General features: G+C 72.0%; 7 protein-coding genes and 1 riboswitch. Of the genes, 2 read left to right on the top strand and 5 right to left on the bottom strand.

From position 1 onward, the window contains the following. From QP939_RS38040 to QP939_RS38025, 4 genes are all read right to left on the bottom strand, one after another. Nucleotides 1-1,191 carry a hypothetical protein gene (locus QP939_RS38040; RefSeq protein ID WP_285451298.1) on the bottom strand — a complete coding sequence of 397 codons (1,191 nt, stop codon included), beginning with the start codon at nt 1,189-1,191 and terminating at the stop codon, nt 1-3. Further along, nucleotides 1,188-4,493, bottom strand: coding sequence for a dynamin family protein (locus QP939_RS38035; RefSeq protein WP_285451297.1), 3,306 nt, complete (start codon nt 4,491-4,493; stop codon nt 1,188-1,190). The genes QP939_RS38040 and QP939_RS38035 overlap by 4 nt, the downstream gene beginning before the upstream one ends. A 26-nt stretch (nt 4,494-4,519) precedes the next feature. Further along, the gene (locus QP939_RS38030; protein WP_285451296.1) at nt 4,520-5,584 is read right to left on the bottom strand and encodes a glycoprotein; all 1,065 of its coding nucleotides are present in this window, start codon (nt 5,582-5,584) and stop codon (nt 4,520-4,522) included. 129 nt (nt 5,585-5,713) lie between these two features. After that, nucleotides 5,714-8,287: an AAA family ATPase gene (locus QP939_RS38025; protein WP_285451295.1), complete on the bottom strand. Its 2,574-nt coding sequence runs from the start codon at nt 8,285-8,287 to the stop codon at nt 5,714-5,716. A gap of 291 nt (nt 8,288-8,578) precedes the next feature. Here QP939_RS38025 and QP939_RS38020 point away from each other — a divergent pair, with 291 nt between their 5' ends. Next, nucleotides 8,579-9,985 (top strand): PI-PLC domain-containing protein, encoded by a 1,407-nt coding sequence (locus QP939_RS38020; protein ID WP_285451294.1) that lies wholly within the window; start codon nt 8,579-8,581, stop codon nt 9,983-9,985. 52 nt (nt 9,986-10,037) lie between these two features. Beyond that, nucleotides 10,038-11,189, top strand: a complete 1,152-nt coding sequence (locus tag QP939_RS38015; RefSeq protein WP_285451293.1) for an FAD-dependent monooxygenase — start codon at nt 10,038-10,040, stop codon at nt 11,187-11,189. Here the strand turns inward: QP939_RS38015 and metH are convergent. After that, nucleotides 11,171-14,809, bottom strand: coding sequence for a methionine synthase (gene metH / locus QP939_RS38010; RefSeq protein WP_285451292.1), 3,639 nt, complete (start codon nt 14,807-14,809; stop codon nt 11,171-11,173). The genes QP939_RS38015 and metH overlap by 19 nt on opposite strands. 14 nt (nt 14,810-14,823) lie before the next feature. Beyond that, nucleotides 14,824-14,902, bottom strand: a riboswitch (S-adenosyl-L-homocysteine riboswitch). Nucleotides 14,903-15,171 lie beyond the last annotated feature (269 nt).

The following is a 15,171-nucleotide window of genomic DNA, read 5'->3' as shown; positions in this document are numbered from 1 at the left end:
TCAGCCTCCGCCGCCCGTGTGCGCGTGGTCCAAAGTCGGGTCCTCGCCGGGCGCCGGTGGCGGCTCCTCGGCCTGGTGTTCTCGGTCTTCTTCCGGTACCGGCGGGCCGGGCGGCTCCACCGGGGGCGGCGGCTCGGGTGGCGGGTCCACCGGGAGGTGCCCCACCTCCGGGTGCGGCTCGGGTTCCGGGTGCCGCGGCGGCTCGAACGGCCGCTCGTCGTGCACCGGCCGGGAGCCGGTGACCTCACCGGCGTCGTGGTGCGGTGGTTCGCGGTCGGTGGCGAAGCTGTGCCGCGCGACCGGGTGCTCCGCGAGCGTGGCCGACGCCGCCAGCGTCGTCTCGACCGCGCCCGGCGTGGCGTCCACAGTGGACGACTGGCGGCTGAACGCGACCACCGGCGCCGAGGGCGGCCCGGGCAGTGACGGCGCCGGGGCGGTGACCGACGCGGTCACGGTGGCGCCGCGGCCCTTGTCGGCGATCACCTCGGTCTGGTGGATGACCGGCCCGGCGGGTTCGCCGAAGGGGTCGTCGGCCTTGGCCTGCTCGTCCACGCTGACGCCGACCTCGATCCCCGGCGGCCCGGTCTCGGCCTCGTCGAGCAGGACCGTCTCCTCCTGGAACACCTCGATGTCGCCGTGGCCCGGCGCGTCGGGGGTCAGCTCGTAGCTGAGCGAGCCCTCGTGCTCGACGGTGATCGTGCCGTCGGGGTTCTCGTGGATGACGATGTCGGCGTCCTGGACGATGTCGATGTCCGTGGCGCCGGGGGTGCCGTCGCCGGGCACGACGAGGTGCTGGTGGTCGACGTACACCTCGTCGTGGCCGTGGTTGTGCACCACGAACCGCTCGGTGGCGTCGATGATGAAGTTGCCGAACTCGTCCTCGCGCACCTCGATCTGCTCGAACTCCTCGACCGTGGGCAGTTCCTCGAGCGGCAGGCCGTCGGCGGTCTCCGGGTGCCAGACCGTACCCGTCTGCGCCTCGACCGAGCCGTCCTCGCCGCGGGTGACGCTGGTGACCTCCACCTCGGGCACGTACTCGTGGTCTGGGGCCTCCTGCGCGGCGGCCGCCGGTTCCGGCTGCCCCTGCGGCGTCGAGCCGGGGGTGAGCGCGTTGCCGACGGCTTCGGACGCGACGGCACCGGCCACGGCCGCCGCGGCCCGCTTGATCTTGGACTTCGGCTGCTCGGTCACGACAGGACCTCCGCCCTGGCTTCGCTGAGCAGGATTCCCTCGCAGGTGCGCACCAGGACGCGGGCCGCGTCGCGGACGTCGCGCGGGGACGCCGGGTGCTCGGCGCGCCGCTGCCACCTCAGCAGCTGCGCGCCGAGCGCCTGCCGGATCGCGGCGCGGCTCGCGTCCGCGGGCAGGCCCAGCCGGCTCGGCACGTCCACCCCGGCCGCGCCGAGCAGCCGTTCGGCGTCGCGGGCTTCGTCGGTGGTGAACAGGACGACGCCGAGCCGGATCGAGTCGATCAGCTGGATCTCGGCGAACTCGTGCGCCCCGGCGACGATCCGCTCCCATTCGTGCAGCAGCCCGCCGGTGCGGTCGGGGTAGGCGCGCAGCACCTGCTCCGCGGCCTGCAGGGCCGAGCGCGCCTTCAGCACGTCGGCGCGCGCGGCGAACTGGGACGTCAGCAGCGAGCGCAGGCGGTGCAGGCCGCTTCGGGCCAGCAGCTCACCCGACAACGCCCGCGCGCCGGTCACCAGGCCGCCGCGCGTCAGGTCGGTCGCCAGCCGGACCCCGAAGAGGCCGTAGCGCGCCAGCAACTCGGCGCGTCCGGCCGCCGGGAGGTCCACTTCGGACTCGCCGCGCGCGAACCGGTCGGCCGACGTCAGCAGCCGCGCGACCTCGGCTTCCGGGGCGGCGGCCAGCAGCCGGAACGCGCGGTACTCGGACTCCGTCAACGACGCGGCGGAGCTGGCCAGCAAACCGGCCACCGGAACGACGGTCTGGCACAGGCCGCGGACGCGGGAGTCACGGGCGTAGCGGTCGGCGATCTTCGCCGCCGAATCGAGCGCGTCCGTGCGGGCGTGCCCGACCTCGTCCGCTTTGGACAGCACGCCGATGGTGTTGACCGGGCGCCGCCCCGCCGGGTCGTCGTGGAAGGCGTCGAGGAACCGGACGTCGTCGCCGTGCACGTGCCGCATCAGGTACACGACGGCGTCCGCGGTGCCCACGCCGTCGCCTTCGGGCACGAGCGCCGCCTCCGTGCGTCCGGAGACCTCGGCCCGCGCCGAGCCCAGCCCGGGCGTGTCGATCAGCGTCATCGCGCGCAGGGCGGGCGACGGCCAGTCGACGACGAGCCGGTCGACGTCGCCGGGCGCCATGCCGAGCTCGAGGCCGAGCGTGCCGCTGAGCCTGCCGAACGGCAGCTGGCGCGGCACGCCGCGGACCGGGTGCAGCGTGATCCGGTACGTCGGCCCGTTGCGGTACCAGGTGACGACGCGGGTGCACTCCCCCGCGTCGGTCGCCGCCAGCTCCTGCCCGACGAGGGCGTTGAGCAGAGTCGACTTCCCGGCCTTGACGCGGCCGGCGATCGCGACGCGCAGCGGCTCGGCGAGCCGTCCGGCGATCTGCCGCAGCGCGGGCTCGGCGGGCGTGCCGGCGTACCCGGCGCAGGCGCGGGCGACGAACCCGCGGACCTGGACGTGGAGCGGGGTCATCGGGTCACCGCCTTCGGCGCGCTGCGCGTGGTGAGCTTCCTCGGCCCGGCGGCCGAGCACTTCGAGGGCTTCGATGTCGGCCTCCAGCCGCTTGAGCTCACCGGCTTCGGACTCGTCGTCGACGACGGCTTTCTTCGCGTTCGCCAATGCCTCGGTCAGGGAGCGCTGGAGTTCTTCGACGCGGGCGCTGTAGGCGTCGCGGAGTTCTCTTTGGACGGTGCGCATGGCGTCGCGGGAGTCCTTGCCGACCTGGAGGTTGAACTCGTCGACGAACCGGCGGACCGCGGTCTTGGCCAGGCCGCGGCGCTTCTCCAGCTGCCGCTTGCGTTCGTCGAGGAAACCGGAGCGGCCCATGAGCAGGCCGGCCGCGACGCCGAACGGGGTCGGGATGGCCAGCGCGGCCATCTTGGTGAGCATGGAGAACATCAGGAACCCGCTGTAGGCCTTCTGGAACGCGGCCATCCCGGTGGCGCCGCGGGTCTTGACGCCGGTGAACGACGAGTCGATGGCGATCTCCTCGACGACCCGCACGGGCGCCTGGACCTCGCGCGGCAGGACCGCCTGGGATTCGGCGAGCTCGAAGTGCTCGGCGACGCGCGTGGCGAGCGCACGCGCCTGCCTCACGAAGGTCGTGTAGTTCTCGAGGGTCTCGTTCGCCAGCCGCTGCCGCAGCCACTTCTCGAACTCGGCCCAGTTCTTGGCGGGATCGCCGTCCTCGATGGCCTCTTCGGCCTCATGCAGCACGCCGCGGGAGCGGGCGCGCAAGTCGTAGTCCACATCGGACGAAATGTCGGCGAAGCCGTCGAACAGCAGCTGCTGCCACTTGGCGGACTGGCTGCGCAGCGCGTCGACGCGGTCGTTGACCCGGCCGAGTTCGGCGATGAGCGCCGCGGACTGCTCGGGGTGGGCGAGCGCGGTGCGGCGGGCGCGCAGGGTCGCGTGCAGCTGCCCGACCGCGGACCCGACGTGCAGGCCGACGGCGTTGAGCGCGGACCGCTCGGCGTCCCCGACCACGCCCTGCAGCCGCTTGACCAGCTGCGGGAAGCCGGATTCGACGTTCATCTCCTGGTCGGCCGACCGGGCGGCGACGGTGCGCAGCTCGGAGGACACGGCGACGGTGTCGATGGTGATCCCGCGGGCCTCGAGGTGGCCGGCGTTGAGCTCGAGGATCCGCCGCCACTGCGGGTAGAGGTCGATCTTGGTGAGGACGAAGAAGACGCTCGGGCACAGTTCCTTGACGGTGCCGAGGAACCGCAGCTCGGCGCCGGTGAGTTCCTGGGAGGCGTCGGAGAGGAAGAGGACGGCGTGCGCCCGCGGCAGCGAGCTGACGGTGACGGCGTTGTGCAGCGAGCCGAGCCCGCCGACCCCGGGGGTGTCGACCAGCACGAGCCCGCCGGAGAGCAGCTGGCGGCTGATCGACGCGGTGACCGACCGGAGCTTCCGGACGTTCCCCGGGTTCCCGGCCTCGCTGACGTGGGCGGGCAGGTCGTCGAGGGAGATCCGCTCGGTCCACGGCGGCGACGACGGGTCGGCCGGTTCGTAGGTCGCCAGAGCCCCGGACTCCGGCGCGTAGCGGACGACGGTCGGCACCGCGGTCGCGATGTCGTCATCGACCGGGCAGATCTTGGCGGTCAGCAGTGCGTTGATGAGAGAACTCTTGCCCTGCTTGAACTCCCCGACGACGTAGACGGTGACGTCCGGTTCCGACAGCAGGCGCCGGGCGTCGGTGAGGCGCTGGACGAGATCGTCCCGCCCGTAGGCCTTCGCCCCCTTGACGGCGAGATCGAGAGTGTCGAGGGCGATGCGCCCCCCGCCGCTCGGCTCCTGCATGACCGCTCCTCGGTGCTTACGCCGCCTCAGTAGTGGTCGACGTCGTGGTGGTGGTCGGCGTGGTGGTGGTCGACGTGGTGACCGTGGTCGTGGTGCTCGTGCTCGTGGTGGTGCTCGGTGGCCGCCTGCTCGTTGAACTGGTTGCCGCCGTGGCCGTGAGCCTGCTCGTTCTGGAAGATGTTGCCGTGGCCGCCCGTGGAGGCCTGCTCGTTGAACTGGTTCCCGCCGTGACCACCCGAGCCCTGCTCGTTCTGGAAGATGCTCCCGTGGCCACCCGTGGAGGCCTGCTCGTTGAACTGGTTCCCACCGTGACCACCCGAGCCCTGCTCGTTCTGGAAGATGTTGCCGTGGCCGCCCGTGGAGGCCTGCTCGTTGAACTGGTTCCCACCGTGACCACCCGAGCCCTGCTCGTTCTGGAAGATGCTCCCGTGGCCACCCGTGGAGGCCTGCTCGTTGAACTGGTTCCCACCGTGACCACCCGAGCCCTGCTCGTTCTGGAAGATGTTGCCGTGGCCGCCCGTGGAGGCCTGCTCGTTGAACTGATTGCCGCCGTGACCACCCGAGCCCTGCTCGTTCTGGAAAATGTCACCGCCGCGGCCGCCCGTGGACGCCTGTTCGTTGAACTGGTTCCCACCCGAGCCACCCGAACCCTGCTGGTTCTGGAAGATGTCGCCACCGTGGACACCGGTCGAAGCCTGCTCGTTGAACTGGTTCCCGCCGGAACCACCCGAACCCTGCTCGTTCTGGAACACGTCGCCGTGGTGGCCCGCCGAGGCTTGTTCGTTGAACTGGTTGCCGCCGCGGCCCGCGCCCTGCTCGTTCTGGAAGATGTCGCCGCCGCGGCCGCCCGTGGACGCCTGCTCGTTGAACTGGTTGCCGCCCGCGCCCCCGGCACCCTGCTCGTTCTGGAAGATGTTCCCCGAGCCGCCGGTGGCGGCCTGCTCGTTGAACTGGTTCCCACCCGAGCCACCCGAGCCCTGCTGGTTCTGGAAGATGTTCCCCGAACCACCCGTCGACGCCTGCTCGTTGAACTGGTTGCCGCCGCCAGAACCCTGTTCGTTCTGGAAGACGTCGCCCGATGAAGTCGTCATCCCTGCACTCCTGACCTTCGGATCGGTGAAGCCCTTGCCCCTCCGTTGTCATCCAGTCTTCGGCCACCCGAGCCGACAGTCATGAGTAGCGGCCTACTCGGCTTTCCCGCCCGCGCCGTCGTGATCTACCTATGGCCCCTCGTCCGGGCTACTCCCCGGCTCCGGCTGCCCCACCACCGACGCCAGTTCACGGCGCCCCGAAATACCCAGCTTCGCGTAGACCCCGTGCAGCACGTTGTCGACCGTCCGCACCGACACCACGAGCCGGTCGGCGACCGCACGGCTCGTCAAGCCCGTCGCCACCAAGCGGGCGATCTCCAGCTCGCGCACCGTCAAGTCCAGTGGCGTGTCCAGCAACGCCAACGCCGGCGTCGCCGCGTCCTCACAGGACACCAGCCACGCCTGGGCCCGCTGCGCCGCGCCGACCGCGCTGCCCAGCTTCCCCGCCGCCCGGTAGGCCCGCGACGCCTGCGCCGCGGCCTCCGCGGCCAGCAAGCGCGCACCCGAGTCGGCGAACGAACGAGCGACGGCGTCCAGGCCCGCCGCGTCCCCCGCCGCCAACGCGCGCGCGTGCTCGACGTACAACGACGACAGCAGCCCACCCGGCGATGGCGGAGGTTCCGCCGGGACGCCGAACCGGACCAGGTCGTGGCGGATCTCGGCCGCCACCGCCGACCGGCCCGCGGCTTCGGCCGCCGAGGCCGCGGCTGCCGCGAGGTCGGCCGCCCGGGTCAGCTCGCCACTGGCCGCCGCCACCCAGGCCGCGTCCCAGTCGCCGACCGGCTCCGCGGGGCGTCCGCTCATCGCCGTCGCCCTCGCCAACGTCGCCGCGATCGCGGGCCGGAACTCGTTCGGGCGGTCGTGCCCTTCCACCGCGAGCGCCTCCCGCAGCCAGCGGACCGCGCCGCGGATGTTGCCGTACGCCAGCGCGACCGTGCCCAGCGACGCCGACGCGCCGGCCAGCGCCGGGCCCCAGCGGTCGCCGACCGCCTCCCGGTAGTCGTCGCCCGCGTGGTCCTCCGCCTCCTCGAGCCGTCCCGCCCGGCACAGCGCGACGACCCGGGCGTGCTCCAGCCGGACTCGCGCCCCCGGCGCCGAAGCGTCGGTGATCCGCGCCGCGATGCCGAGTCCCTCCTCGACGACGCCGAGGCACGCCTCGGTCCGCCCGGACTCGGCCAGCGCCCCGGCCGTGACCGCCAGCGCCGCGAGCCGCAGCGCGTCGCCGCGGCGGTTGCGGTCCAGCACTGGCCCGATCAGGGCGAGCGCCTCGCCGCACTCACCGGCCGCCGCGCGCAGCGCCGCGCGGGCGGTCACCAGGTCGTCGGCCGGGCCCGACACCGCCGTCTCCGCGGTGTCCAGCACCGCTTCGGCCTCCTCGACGCGGTTCAAGCCGAACGCCAGGGTGAGGGCCCGGGTCGCCGCGACGCGCGCGTGCTGCGCGTCCGAGACCGTCTCCCCCGCCAGCTCGGCCAGCAGCGCGTCGGCGTCGGCGTGGCGGCCGCCGGCGATCCGCACCTGGGCGAGCAGGAACTTCGCGCCGAACCCGCCACCCAGCCGGACGGCCTCCGCCGCCAGCTGCTCGGCCTGCGGGAAGTCCTTGCGCAGCACCGTTTCCGCCGCGGTCCGGACGAGCTGCGGGTCGGTCGGCAGCCCGGCGGCCAGCCGCCAGCGCACCAGCCGGGGCTTGTCCTCGGCGCGCCGCGCGCCGGTCAGGTCCAGGGTCTGGGTGAGGATCCGGTAGGTGTCGCGCTGGCGCAGCGGCGACGTCCGGCGCCGGATCACCTCGGCGTAGAGCGGGTGCGCGAGCCGGACGTTCAGCCGCCGCCCGGTGCGTTCGGAGACGACCAGCCCGGCCTGCTCGGTCGACGCGAGGACGCGCGCCGCCCCGAGCCGCACCAGCGGTTCGCTGCCCAGCGGCTCCCCGAAGGCCAGCAGCTCCAGCAGCCGCCGCTCGTCGGCGTCGACGCGGTCGGTGCGGGTCTCGATCAGCTCGACCAGCCGCGGCGTCGCGCTCAGCGCGCCACTCCACCGCCACACGCCGTCGTTCGCCGACAACGCGCCGCTGTCGAGCCCGCCCTGCACGAGTTCGCGCAGGAACAGCGGGTTCCCGAGGGTCAGGTGCCACAGCCGGTGCTCGGCGCCGTCGTCGAGCCGCCCGCCGAGCGCCGCGGTGATCAGCTCGATGGTCTGCGGCCGGGTGAGCTCGGGAACGTCCAGCCGTTCGGCGACGCGGTCCTTCCACATCGCGAACACCGGGTCGGGCACGCTCACCCCGTGCGGCGCGATCACCACCACGAACGCCGACGCGGTCGCGGCGAGCTGGTGCACCAGCGTCGCGGACAGGTCGTCGAGCAGGTGCGCGTCGTCGACGCACAGCACCAGCCGCCGCCCTTCGGCCCCGCGCGTGAGGTGACCGGCGACCTGGTTGAGCCGGTGCGCGCGATCCGCCGTGCCGTCGGCGCTGCCGGGCAGCAGGTGCGCGAAGGCGCCGAACGGGATGGTCGAGGCGGACGACATCGCGCGCACCCAGTGCGTGCGCGCGCCGCCGTCGGCCAGCTCGGCCAGCAGCACCTTGGCCAGCCGGGTCTTGCCCGCCCCGGCGCGCCCGGTCAGCAGCAGCCCGCACACCTCGGCGTCGGCCACCGCCCGGCGCGCGAACGCCAGTTCCTGTTCGCGGCCGACCAGCGGCCAGTCGTTCCCCACACCCACTGCCTCCCCACGTGCGCACAGCCGTTCTCCGGATAATGACGACGGCGGGACCCGCGAAGTACCGGATCCGCACAAGGATTTGGCATGAATCGCCGAACGGCTCGGCAAACCGGACATACCCGGTATCCGATCTTCGATTTCGTGAGCATTTCCCGGCCATTCGGGACACGTCGAGATCATTGCTTTTCCGGTGATTCTTTTGCGCTGTTCACCCGGAATTCGAGACAGCGCAGCCGGCGGACGGCCAAGATGGGGCGCCCGATCCCCGACGTGAGGACTTCGAGGATGACCCGCTTGCCCGCGCTGGCCGTCTCCGCTCTCGTGACCGCCGCGGTCCTGACCCCGGCCACCGCCCACGCCGCGAGCCCGCCGTTCACCGAGTCGGTGTTCCGGGCCACGCACAACAGCTACTCCGGCGACGTCGACGGCGCCAAGAGCTCGCTGACCCACCAGCTCGACCACGGCATCCGCTTCCTCGAGTTCGACGTCCACGACAACGGCTACGCGACGACCCACGACTACGCCGTCGGCCACGACTCGCCCGGCGACGCCGTGGACCACAGCGGCGGCAACCCCGCGTCGAACAACCTCCGCGACTGGCTGACCACGGTGAACACCTGGTCGGCCGCCCACCCGGCCGCCGCGCCGATCGTGGTGATGCTCGACCTCAAGGACGACCTGACCGACAACCCGTCCTACGCCGCGGGCAACCTGACGGCGGTGAACCAGGAACTGGAGTCGGTGTTCGGCGGCCGCCTGCTACGGGCGAAGGACTACCCGGCCGGTCAGCCGTCCGTCGACGCGCTGCGCGGGCGCGTGCTGCCACTGCTGTCCGGCGACGGCAAGAGCCGCGCCGAGTACAAGCGGGACGTCGGCTACCACCCGGCCGTCACGCTGAACGGCCGCGGGCAGGTCGTCGAGGTGCACGACTCCGGGGCAGGCGCCCTCTGGTACTGGACCGGGACCTACGGCGCCGACGGGCGGGTCACCTGGCTGCGGCACGGGAAGTACGACAGCGGCCAGACTCCCGCCGTCGCCCTCAACGACAACGGTGACCTCGTCGAAGTCCACCAGTCGCAGAGCGCCACGACGCTCTGGTACCACGTCGGCAAGCTCGGCGCGGACGGCGAGATCACCTGGCAGGCCAGCCACCAGTACGACAACGGCGTGCTGCCGACCGTCGCCTTCACCGACCCGGCCGGGACGCGCCTGCGCGAGATCCACCGGAGCCAGAGCAGCAGCCAGAACTGGGACTGGGACGGCGTCCTGTCGGGCACGACGGTCTCGTGGACCGGCAACGCCAAGACGTCGGACCCGCGGTTCGCCAAGGCGACGGCCACCAGCGGCACCGCCCGCGTCCGCGTGTGGACGGGCGCGGACGGCCCGACCCCGGCGCAGACCCTGCGCGTCGACACCGACCGCGTCGCCGGTGACCGGATCCGCTATCGGCAGGTCGCGTTCGACGAGTTCCAGAAGGGCGACAGCGCGGAACTGCAGCAAGGCGCGTTGTTCTACGGCGCCCCGGCGACCGAGTCGGCGTTCATCACCTCGGCCCGCCAGGCGGGCAAGCTGGTCCGCGGCTGGGACTTCGACTCGGCGAGCGAAGCCACGACGCCCTTGGCGAACTACCCGGCGACGAACCACCCGTACGACGCCTGGTACCAGACGCTGCTGACGGGCGCCGCCGAGTAGCCGTCAGGGCTTCGTCAGGGACCCGTAAGCGTCCCTGGCGAAGCTCGACGGCATGAAGAACCTGAACGTCCTCATCTCCGGCGCCAGCATCGCCGGACCCGCGCTCGCCCACTGGCTGACCCGCTACGGCTGCACCGTCACCGTCGTCGAACGCGCGCCGTCGGTGCGGCCCGGCGGCCAGGCCGTCGACTTCAAGGGCGCCACCCACCGGACCGTGCTCGAGCGGATGGGCATCCTCGACGACGTCCTGAAGCACCAGACCGGCGGCACCGACCAGACGATCATCGACGCCGAAGGCCGTCCCCGAGCCGTCATCCCGGGTGAGTTCACCGGCGGCGAGATCGAGATCCGCCGCGGCGACCTGGCCGAGATCCTCTACCAGCACACCGACTGCGAGTACCTGTTCGGCGACACCATCATCGCGCTGACCGAGACGGCGGACGGCGTCGACGTCACCTTCGCGAACGCCGCGCCACGCCGGTTCGACCTGGTCGTCGGCGCCGACGGCATCCACTCGAACGTCCGGCGGCTGGCGTTCGGGCCCGAGCGCGACTACGTCCGGTTCCTCGGCCACTACTACGCGCTGGCCGAGCTCGGCGAGGACGTCGCCGACGGCGAGCCGGTGATGTACAACGAGCCCGGCCGGATGGTCGCCGTCGGCGGGCCGAAGGCGTCGGCGTTCTTCGTGTTCGCCTCGCCGGAGCTCGACTACGACCGCACCGACACCGCCCACCAGCGACGGCTCCTGGCCGACGCCTACCGCGGCACGGGCTGGCGGGTACCCGACCTGGTCGCGAAGATCCCGGACGCGCGCGAGTTCTACCTCGACTCGCTCGCCCGGGTCACCATCGACCACTACGCACGCGGCCGCGTCGTGCTGCTCGGCGACGCCGCGTACGGCAACACCCTCGGCGGCTTCGGCACCGGCCTCGCGATCGTCGGCGCGTACGTGCTCGCGGGCGAGCTGCTCGCGGCCGACGGCGACCACCGGGTCGCCTTCGCCCGCTACGAGGAGCTCTTCCGCGGCTACGCCAAGGTCTCGCAGCGCGGCAGCGCGGGCCCGTTCCTCGCGCCGCCGTCGCCGCTGCGGATCAAGCTGCGGGACTGGACGTTCAAGTCCCGCTTCCTGCTCGGCCTGATGCTCAAGGCGACCGACAAGTTCGCCACGGACATCGAGCTGCGGGACTATGCCCCGGGCTCGTAGGCCAGGTTCGGCCGCAGCCACTGCTCGACCTCGGCGACCTCGACGCCCTTGCGGCGCGCGTAGTCCTCGATCTGGTCGCGGCCGAGCCTGCCGACGGTGAAGTACCGGGAGTCCGGGTGGGCGAAGATCAGCCCGGACACGCTCGCCGCCGGCGTCATCGCGAACGACTCCGTCAGGCCCATGCCCAGCTCCCCGGCCGCCAGCAGCTCGAACAGCTCGCCCTTCTGGCTGTGGTCGGGGCTGGCCGGGTAGCCCAGCGCCGGGCGGATCCCGCGGAAGCGCTCCGCGTGCAGGTCCTCGAGCTTCGGCTCGGCGTCCGGCTCGAACCAGTCGCGGCGGGCCTTGAGGTGGATGTGCTCGGCGAACGCTTCGGCGAGCCGGTCGGCCAGCGCCTTGACCATGATCGCGCGGTAGTCGTCGTGCTCGGCCTCGTAGCGCGCGGCGAGGTCTTCGGCGCCGTGGATGGCGACGGCGAAGCCGCCGAGGTGGTCGCCCTCGGGCGCGATGTAGTCGGCGAGGCAGCGGTTCGCGCGGTCCTCGGGCTTCGACGTCTGCTGCCGCAGCATCGGGAACCGGACGTGGGAGAACTCGCGCTCGAGCACGATGTCGTCACCCTCGCTGTGCGCCGGCCAGAACGCGTACGCGCCCTTCGCGGTGAAGCTGCCCTCGGCGATGATCTCGTCGAGCATCGCGTTGGCGTCGTCGAACAGCTCCCGCGCCACCGGCTGCTCGAGGATCGCCGGGTACTTGCCCTTGAGCTCCCAGGCCAGGAACAGGAACTGCCAGTCGATCATCTCGCGCAGGGTGGCGATCGACGGCTCGACCACGCGCACGCCGGTGAACAGCGGCTCGGGCAGGTCCGCGAACGACACGCGCTCCGGGTTCGCCTGCGCCTGCTCCAGGGTGAGCATCGGCCGCCGCTGCTTGCTCTCGTGCTGCTCGCGCAGCACCTCCTGGTCGGCGCGGTTCTTCTCGGCCAGCGCGATCGACCGGTCCGGGTCGAGCAGGTCGGACACGACGCCGACCACGCGGGACGCGTCGAGCACGTGGATCGTCGTGTTGTCGTAGACGGGCGCGATCTTCACCGCCGTGTGCTGGCGGGACGTCGTGGCGCCGCCGATGAGCAGCGGCATCTTCAGCCCGCGCCGCTGCATCTCGGTGGCGACGGCGACCATCTCGTCCAGCGACGGCGTGATCAGCCCGGACAGCCCGACGGCGTCGGCGCCTTCGGTGACCGCCGTGTCGAGGATCTTGCCGGCGGGCACCATCACGCCGAGGTCGATCACCTCGTAGTTGTTGCAGCCCAGCACGACGCCGACGATGTTCTTGCCGATGTCGTGGACGTCGCCCTTCACCGTGGCGAGCACGACCTTGCCCTGGCCGCCGCCGGTCGAGGGCAGCGTGCCCGCCAGGCGCGCCTTCTCCTTCTCCGCCTCCATGAACGGCTCGAGGTAGGCGACGGACCGTTTCATCACGCGGGCGCTCTTGACCACCTGCGGCAGGAACATCTTGCCGGAGCCGAAGAGGTCGCCGACGATCTTCATGCCGTCCATCAGCGGGCCCTCGATCACGTCGAGGGGCCGGGCCAGCTGCTGCCGGGCCTCCTCGGTGTCGTCTTCGATGTAGTCGACGATGCCGTGCACCAGCGCGTGCGACAGCCGTTCGCCGACCGTGCCTTCGCGCCACGAGAGGTCGACGACGCGCTTGGTGCCGCTGCCCTTGACGTTCTCGGCGAAGCTCACCAGCCGGTCGGTGGCGTCCTCGCGGCGGTCGAAGAGCACGTCCTCGACCAGCTCGAGCAGGTCCTTCGGGATGTCCTCGTAGACCGCGAGCTGGCCGGCGTTGACGATGCCCATGTCCAGGCCGGCCTTCACGGCGTGGAACAGGAACGCCGAGTGCATCGCCTCGCGGACGATGTCGTTGCCGCGGAAGGAGAACGACAGGTTCGAGATGCCGCCGCTGATGTGGACGCCGGGACAGCGCTCCTTGATCCGGGGCAGCGCGTCGATGAACGCCTTGGCGTAGCCGTTGTGCTCGGCGATGCCGGTGGCGACGGCCAGGACGTTCGGGTCGAAGATGATGTCTTCGCCCGCGAACCCGGCTTTCTGCGTCAGCAGGTCGTACGCGCGGCCGCAGATTTCGACCTTGCGGTCGGCGGTGTCGGCCTGGCCCTGCTCGTCGAAGGCCATCACGACGACGCCGGCGCCGTAGTCGCGGATCTTGCGGGCCTGGGCGAGGAACGGCTCCTCGCCCTCCTTGAGGCTGATCGAGTTGACCACGCCCTTGCCCTGCAGGCAGCGCAGGCCGGCTTCGAGCACGCTCCACTTGGAGCTGTCGATCATCACCGGGATCCGGGCGACCTCCGGCTCGGTGGCGATGAGGTTGAGGAACGTCGTCATCGCCTGCTCGGACTCGAGCAGGTCGGCGTCCATGTTGACGTCGAGCAGGTTGGCCCCGCCGCGGACCTGTTCGAGTGCGACGTCGACGGCGGCCTGGTGGTCGCCGGACTCGATGAGCCGCCGGAACCGCTTGGAGCCGGTGACGTTGGTGCGCTCGCCGATCATCACGAACCCGGTGTCGGCGCCGATGCCGAACGGCTCGAGCCCGCTGAACCGGGTGTGCGTGCGCGGCGCGGGAACCTCGCGGGGGCTGATGCCCTTCGCCGCGGCGGCGATCTGCGCGATGTGCGCCGGGCTCGTGCCGCAGCAGCCGCCGACGAGGTTGACCAGGCCTTCGCGGGCGAACCCACCGATCAGGCCGGCGGTCTCCTCCGGCGTCTGGTCGTAGCCGCCGAAGGCGTTGGGCAGCCCGGCGTTCGGGTGGCAGGCGACGTAGGCGTCGGCGATGCGCGAGAGCTCCTCGACGTGCGGGCGCATCTCCTCGGCGCCCAGCGAGCAGTTCACGCCGACGACCAGCGGCTTCGCGTGCTCGATCGAGCTCCAGAACGCCTCGACGGTCTGGCCCGAGAGCGTCCGGCCGCTCAGGTCGACGATGGTGACCGAGATCCACAGCGGCAGGTGCGGCGCGACCTCGCGGGCGGCGGCGATCGCGGCCTTGCAGTTGAGCGTGTCGAAGATGGTCTCGATCAGCAGCAGGTCGACGCCGCCCTCGTCGAGGCCGCGGATCTGCTCGGCGTAGGCCGCCTTGACCTGCTCGAACGTGACGGCCCGGTATGCCGGGTCCTCGACCTTCGGCGACAGGCTGAGCGTGACGTTGAGCGGGCCGATCGACCCGGCGACGAACTTGCCGCCCGCCTCGTCGGCGGCCTGGCGGGCGAGCTGCGCGCCGCGGACGTTCATCTCGTGGACGTGGTCCTGCAGCCCGTAGTCGGCCTGGCCGATGCTGGTGGCGGTGAAGGTGTTCGTCGTGGTGATGTCCGCGCCGGCCGCGAGGTACTGGCGGTGCACGTCGAGGATGACGTCCGGGCGGGTGAGGTTCAGCAGGTCCGGGTCGCCGGTGACGTCGTGGGTGTGCTCGCCGAAGCGGTCGCCGCGGTAGTCGGCCGGGGTCAGCCCGGCGCCCTGCAGCATGGTGCCCCAGGCGCCGTCGAGCACCGCCACCCGCTGGTCGAGCAGCGCGCGCAGGCGGGCCTCGGACTCGTGTGGGGTGATCGGGTTCACCGGCAGCCTCCCTCGTTCGGGAGGCGCCCTTGGGTGGTGGTTCCCGGCCGAGCGTGGCGGACCCGCGGGTCCGTTGCAGCGCCTCTCGGCCTGTGGTCCACGGTACTGGAAACGGGCAGGCGAACGCCATCCCGCCCAGCCGAGGCGTCCACTTGCTGGGACACCGTGGGTCCACAATGGATTACCGACTCCACCCTGCCTCCGTGTCTTCCCGGGTCTCGTCCACGGTGGCGCGTCCGGCGCCCCCGCTCTGCTCCCCGGCTGCGCACCCGGGACCCCTCGACCATCGTTCGAGCGGACTTCGACGTTACCCTCCGAGTTCACCTCGCCACTTTTCGCGGCCACGAAGGCCCCGCAGTCGA

This window comes from Amycolatopsis nalaikhensis (assembly GCF_030264295.1).
Lineage (GTDB): Bacteria > Actinomycetota > Actinomycetes > Mycobacteriales > Pseudonocardiaceae > Amycolatopsis > Amycolatopsis nalaikhensis.
The sequence above is the reverse complement of the archived record's forward strand: the minus strand, read 5'-3'. Positions and strand labels throughout refer to the sequence as shown.

What these genes read in the sequence shown, in the direction of transcription:
- QP939_RS38035 (WP_285451297.1), bottom strand. Translation starts at nt 4,493, where the DNA reads ATGCAGGAGCCGAGCGGCGGGGGGCGCATCGCCCTCGACACTCTCGAT.
- QP939_RS38030 (WP_285451296.1), bottom strand. Translation starts at nt 5,584, where the DNA reads ATGACGACTTCATCGGGCGACGTCTTCCAGAACGAACAGGGTTCTGGC.
- QP939_RS38020 (WP_285451294.1), top strand. Translation starts at nt 8,579, where the DNA reads ATGACCCGCTTGCCCGCGCTGGCCGTCTCCGCTCTCGTGACCGCCGCG.
- QP939_RS38015 (WP_285451293.1), top strand. Translation starts at nt 10,038, where the DNA reads ATGAAGAACCTGAACGTCCTCATCTCCGGCGCCAGCATCGCCGGACCC.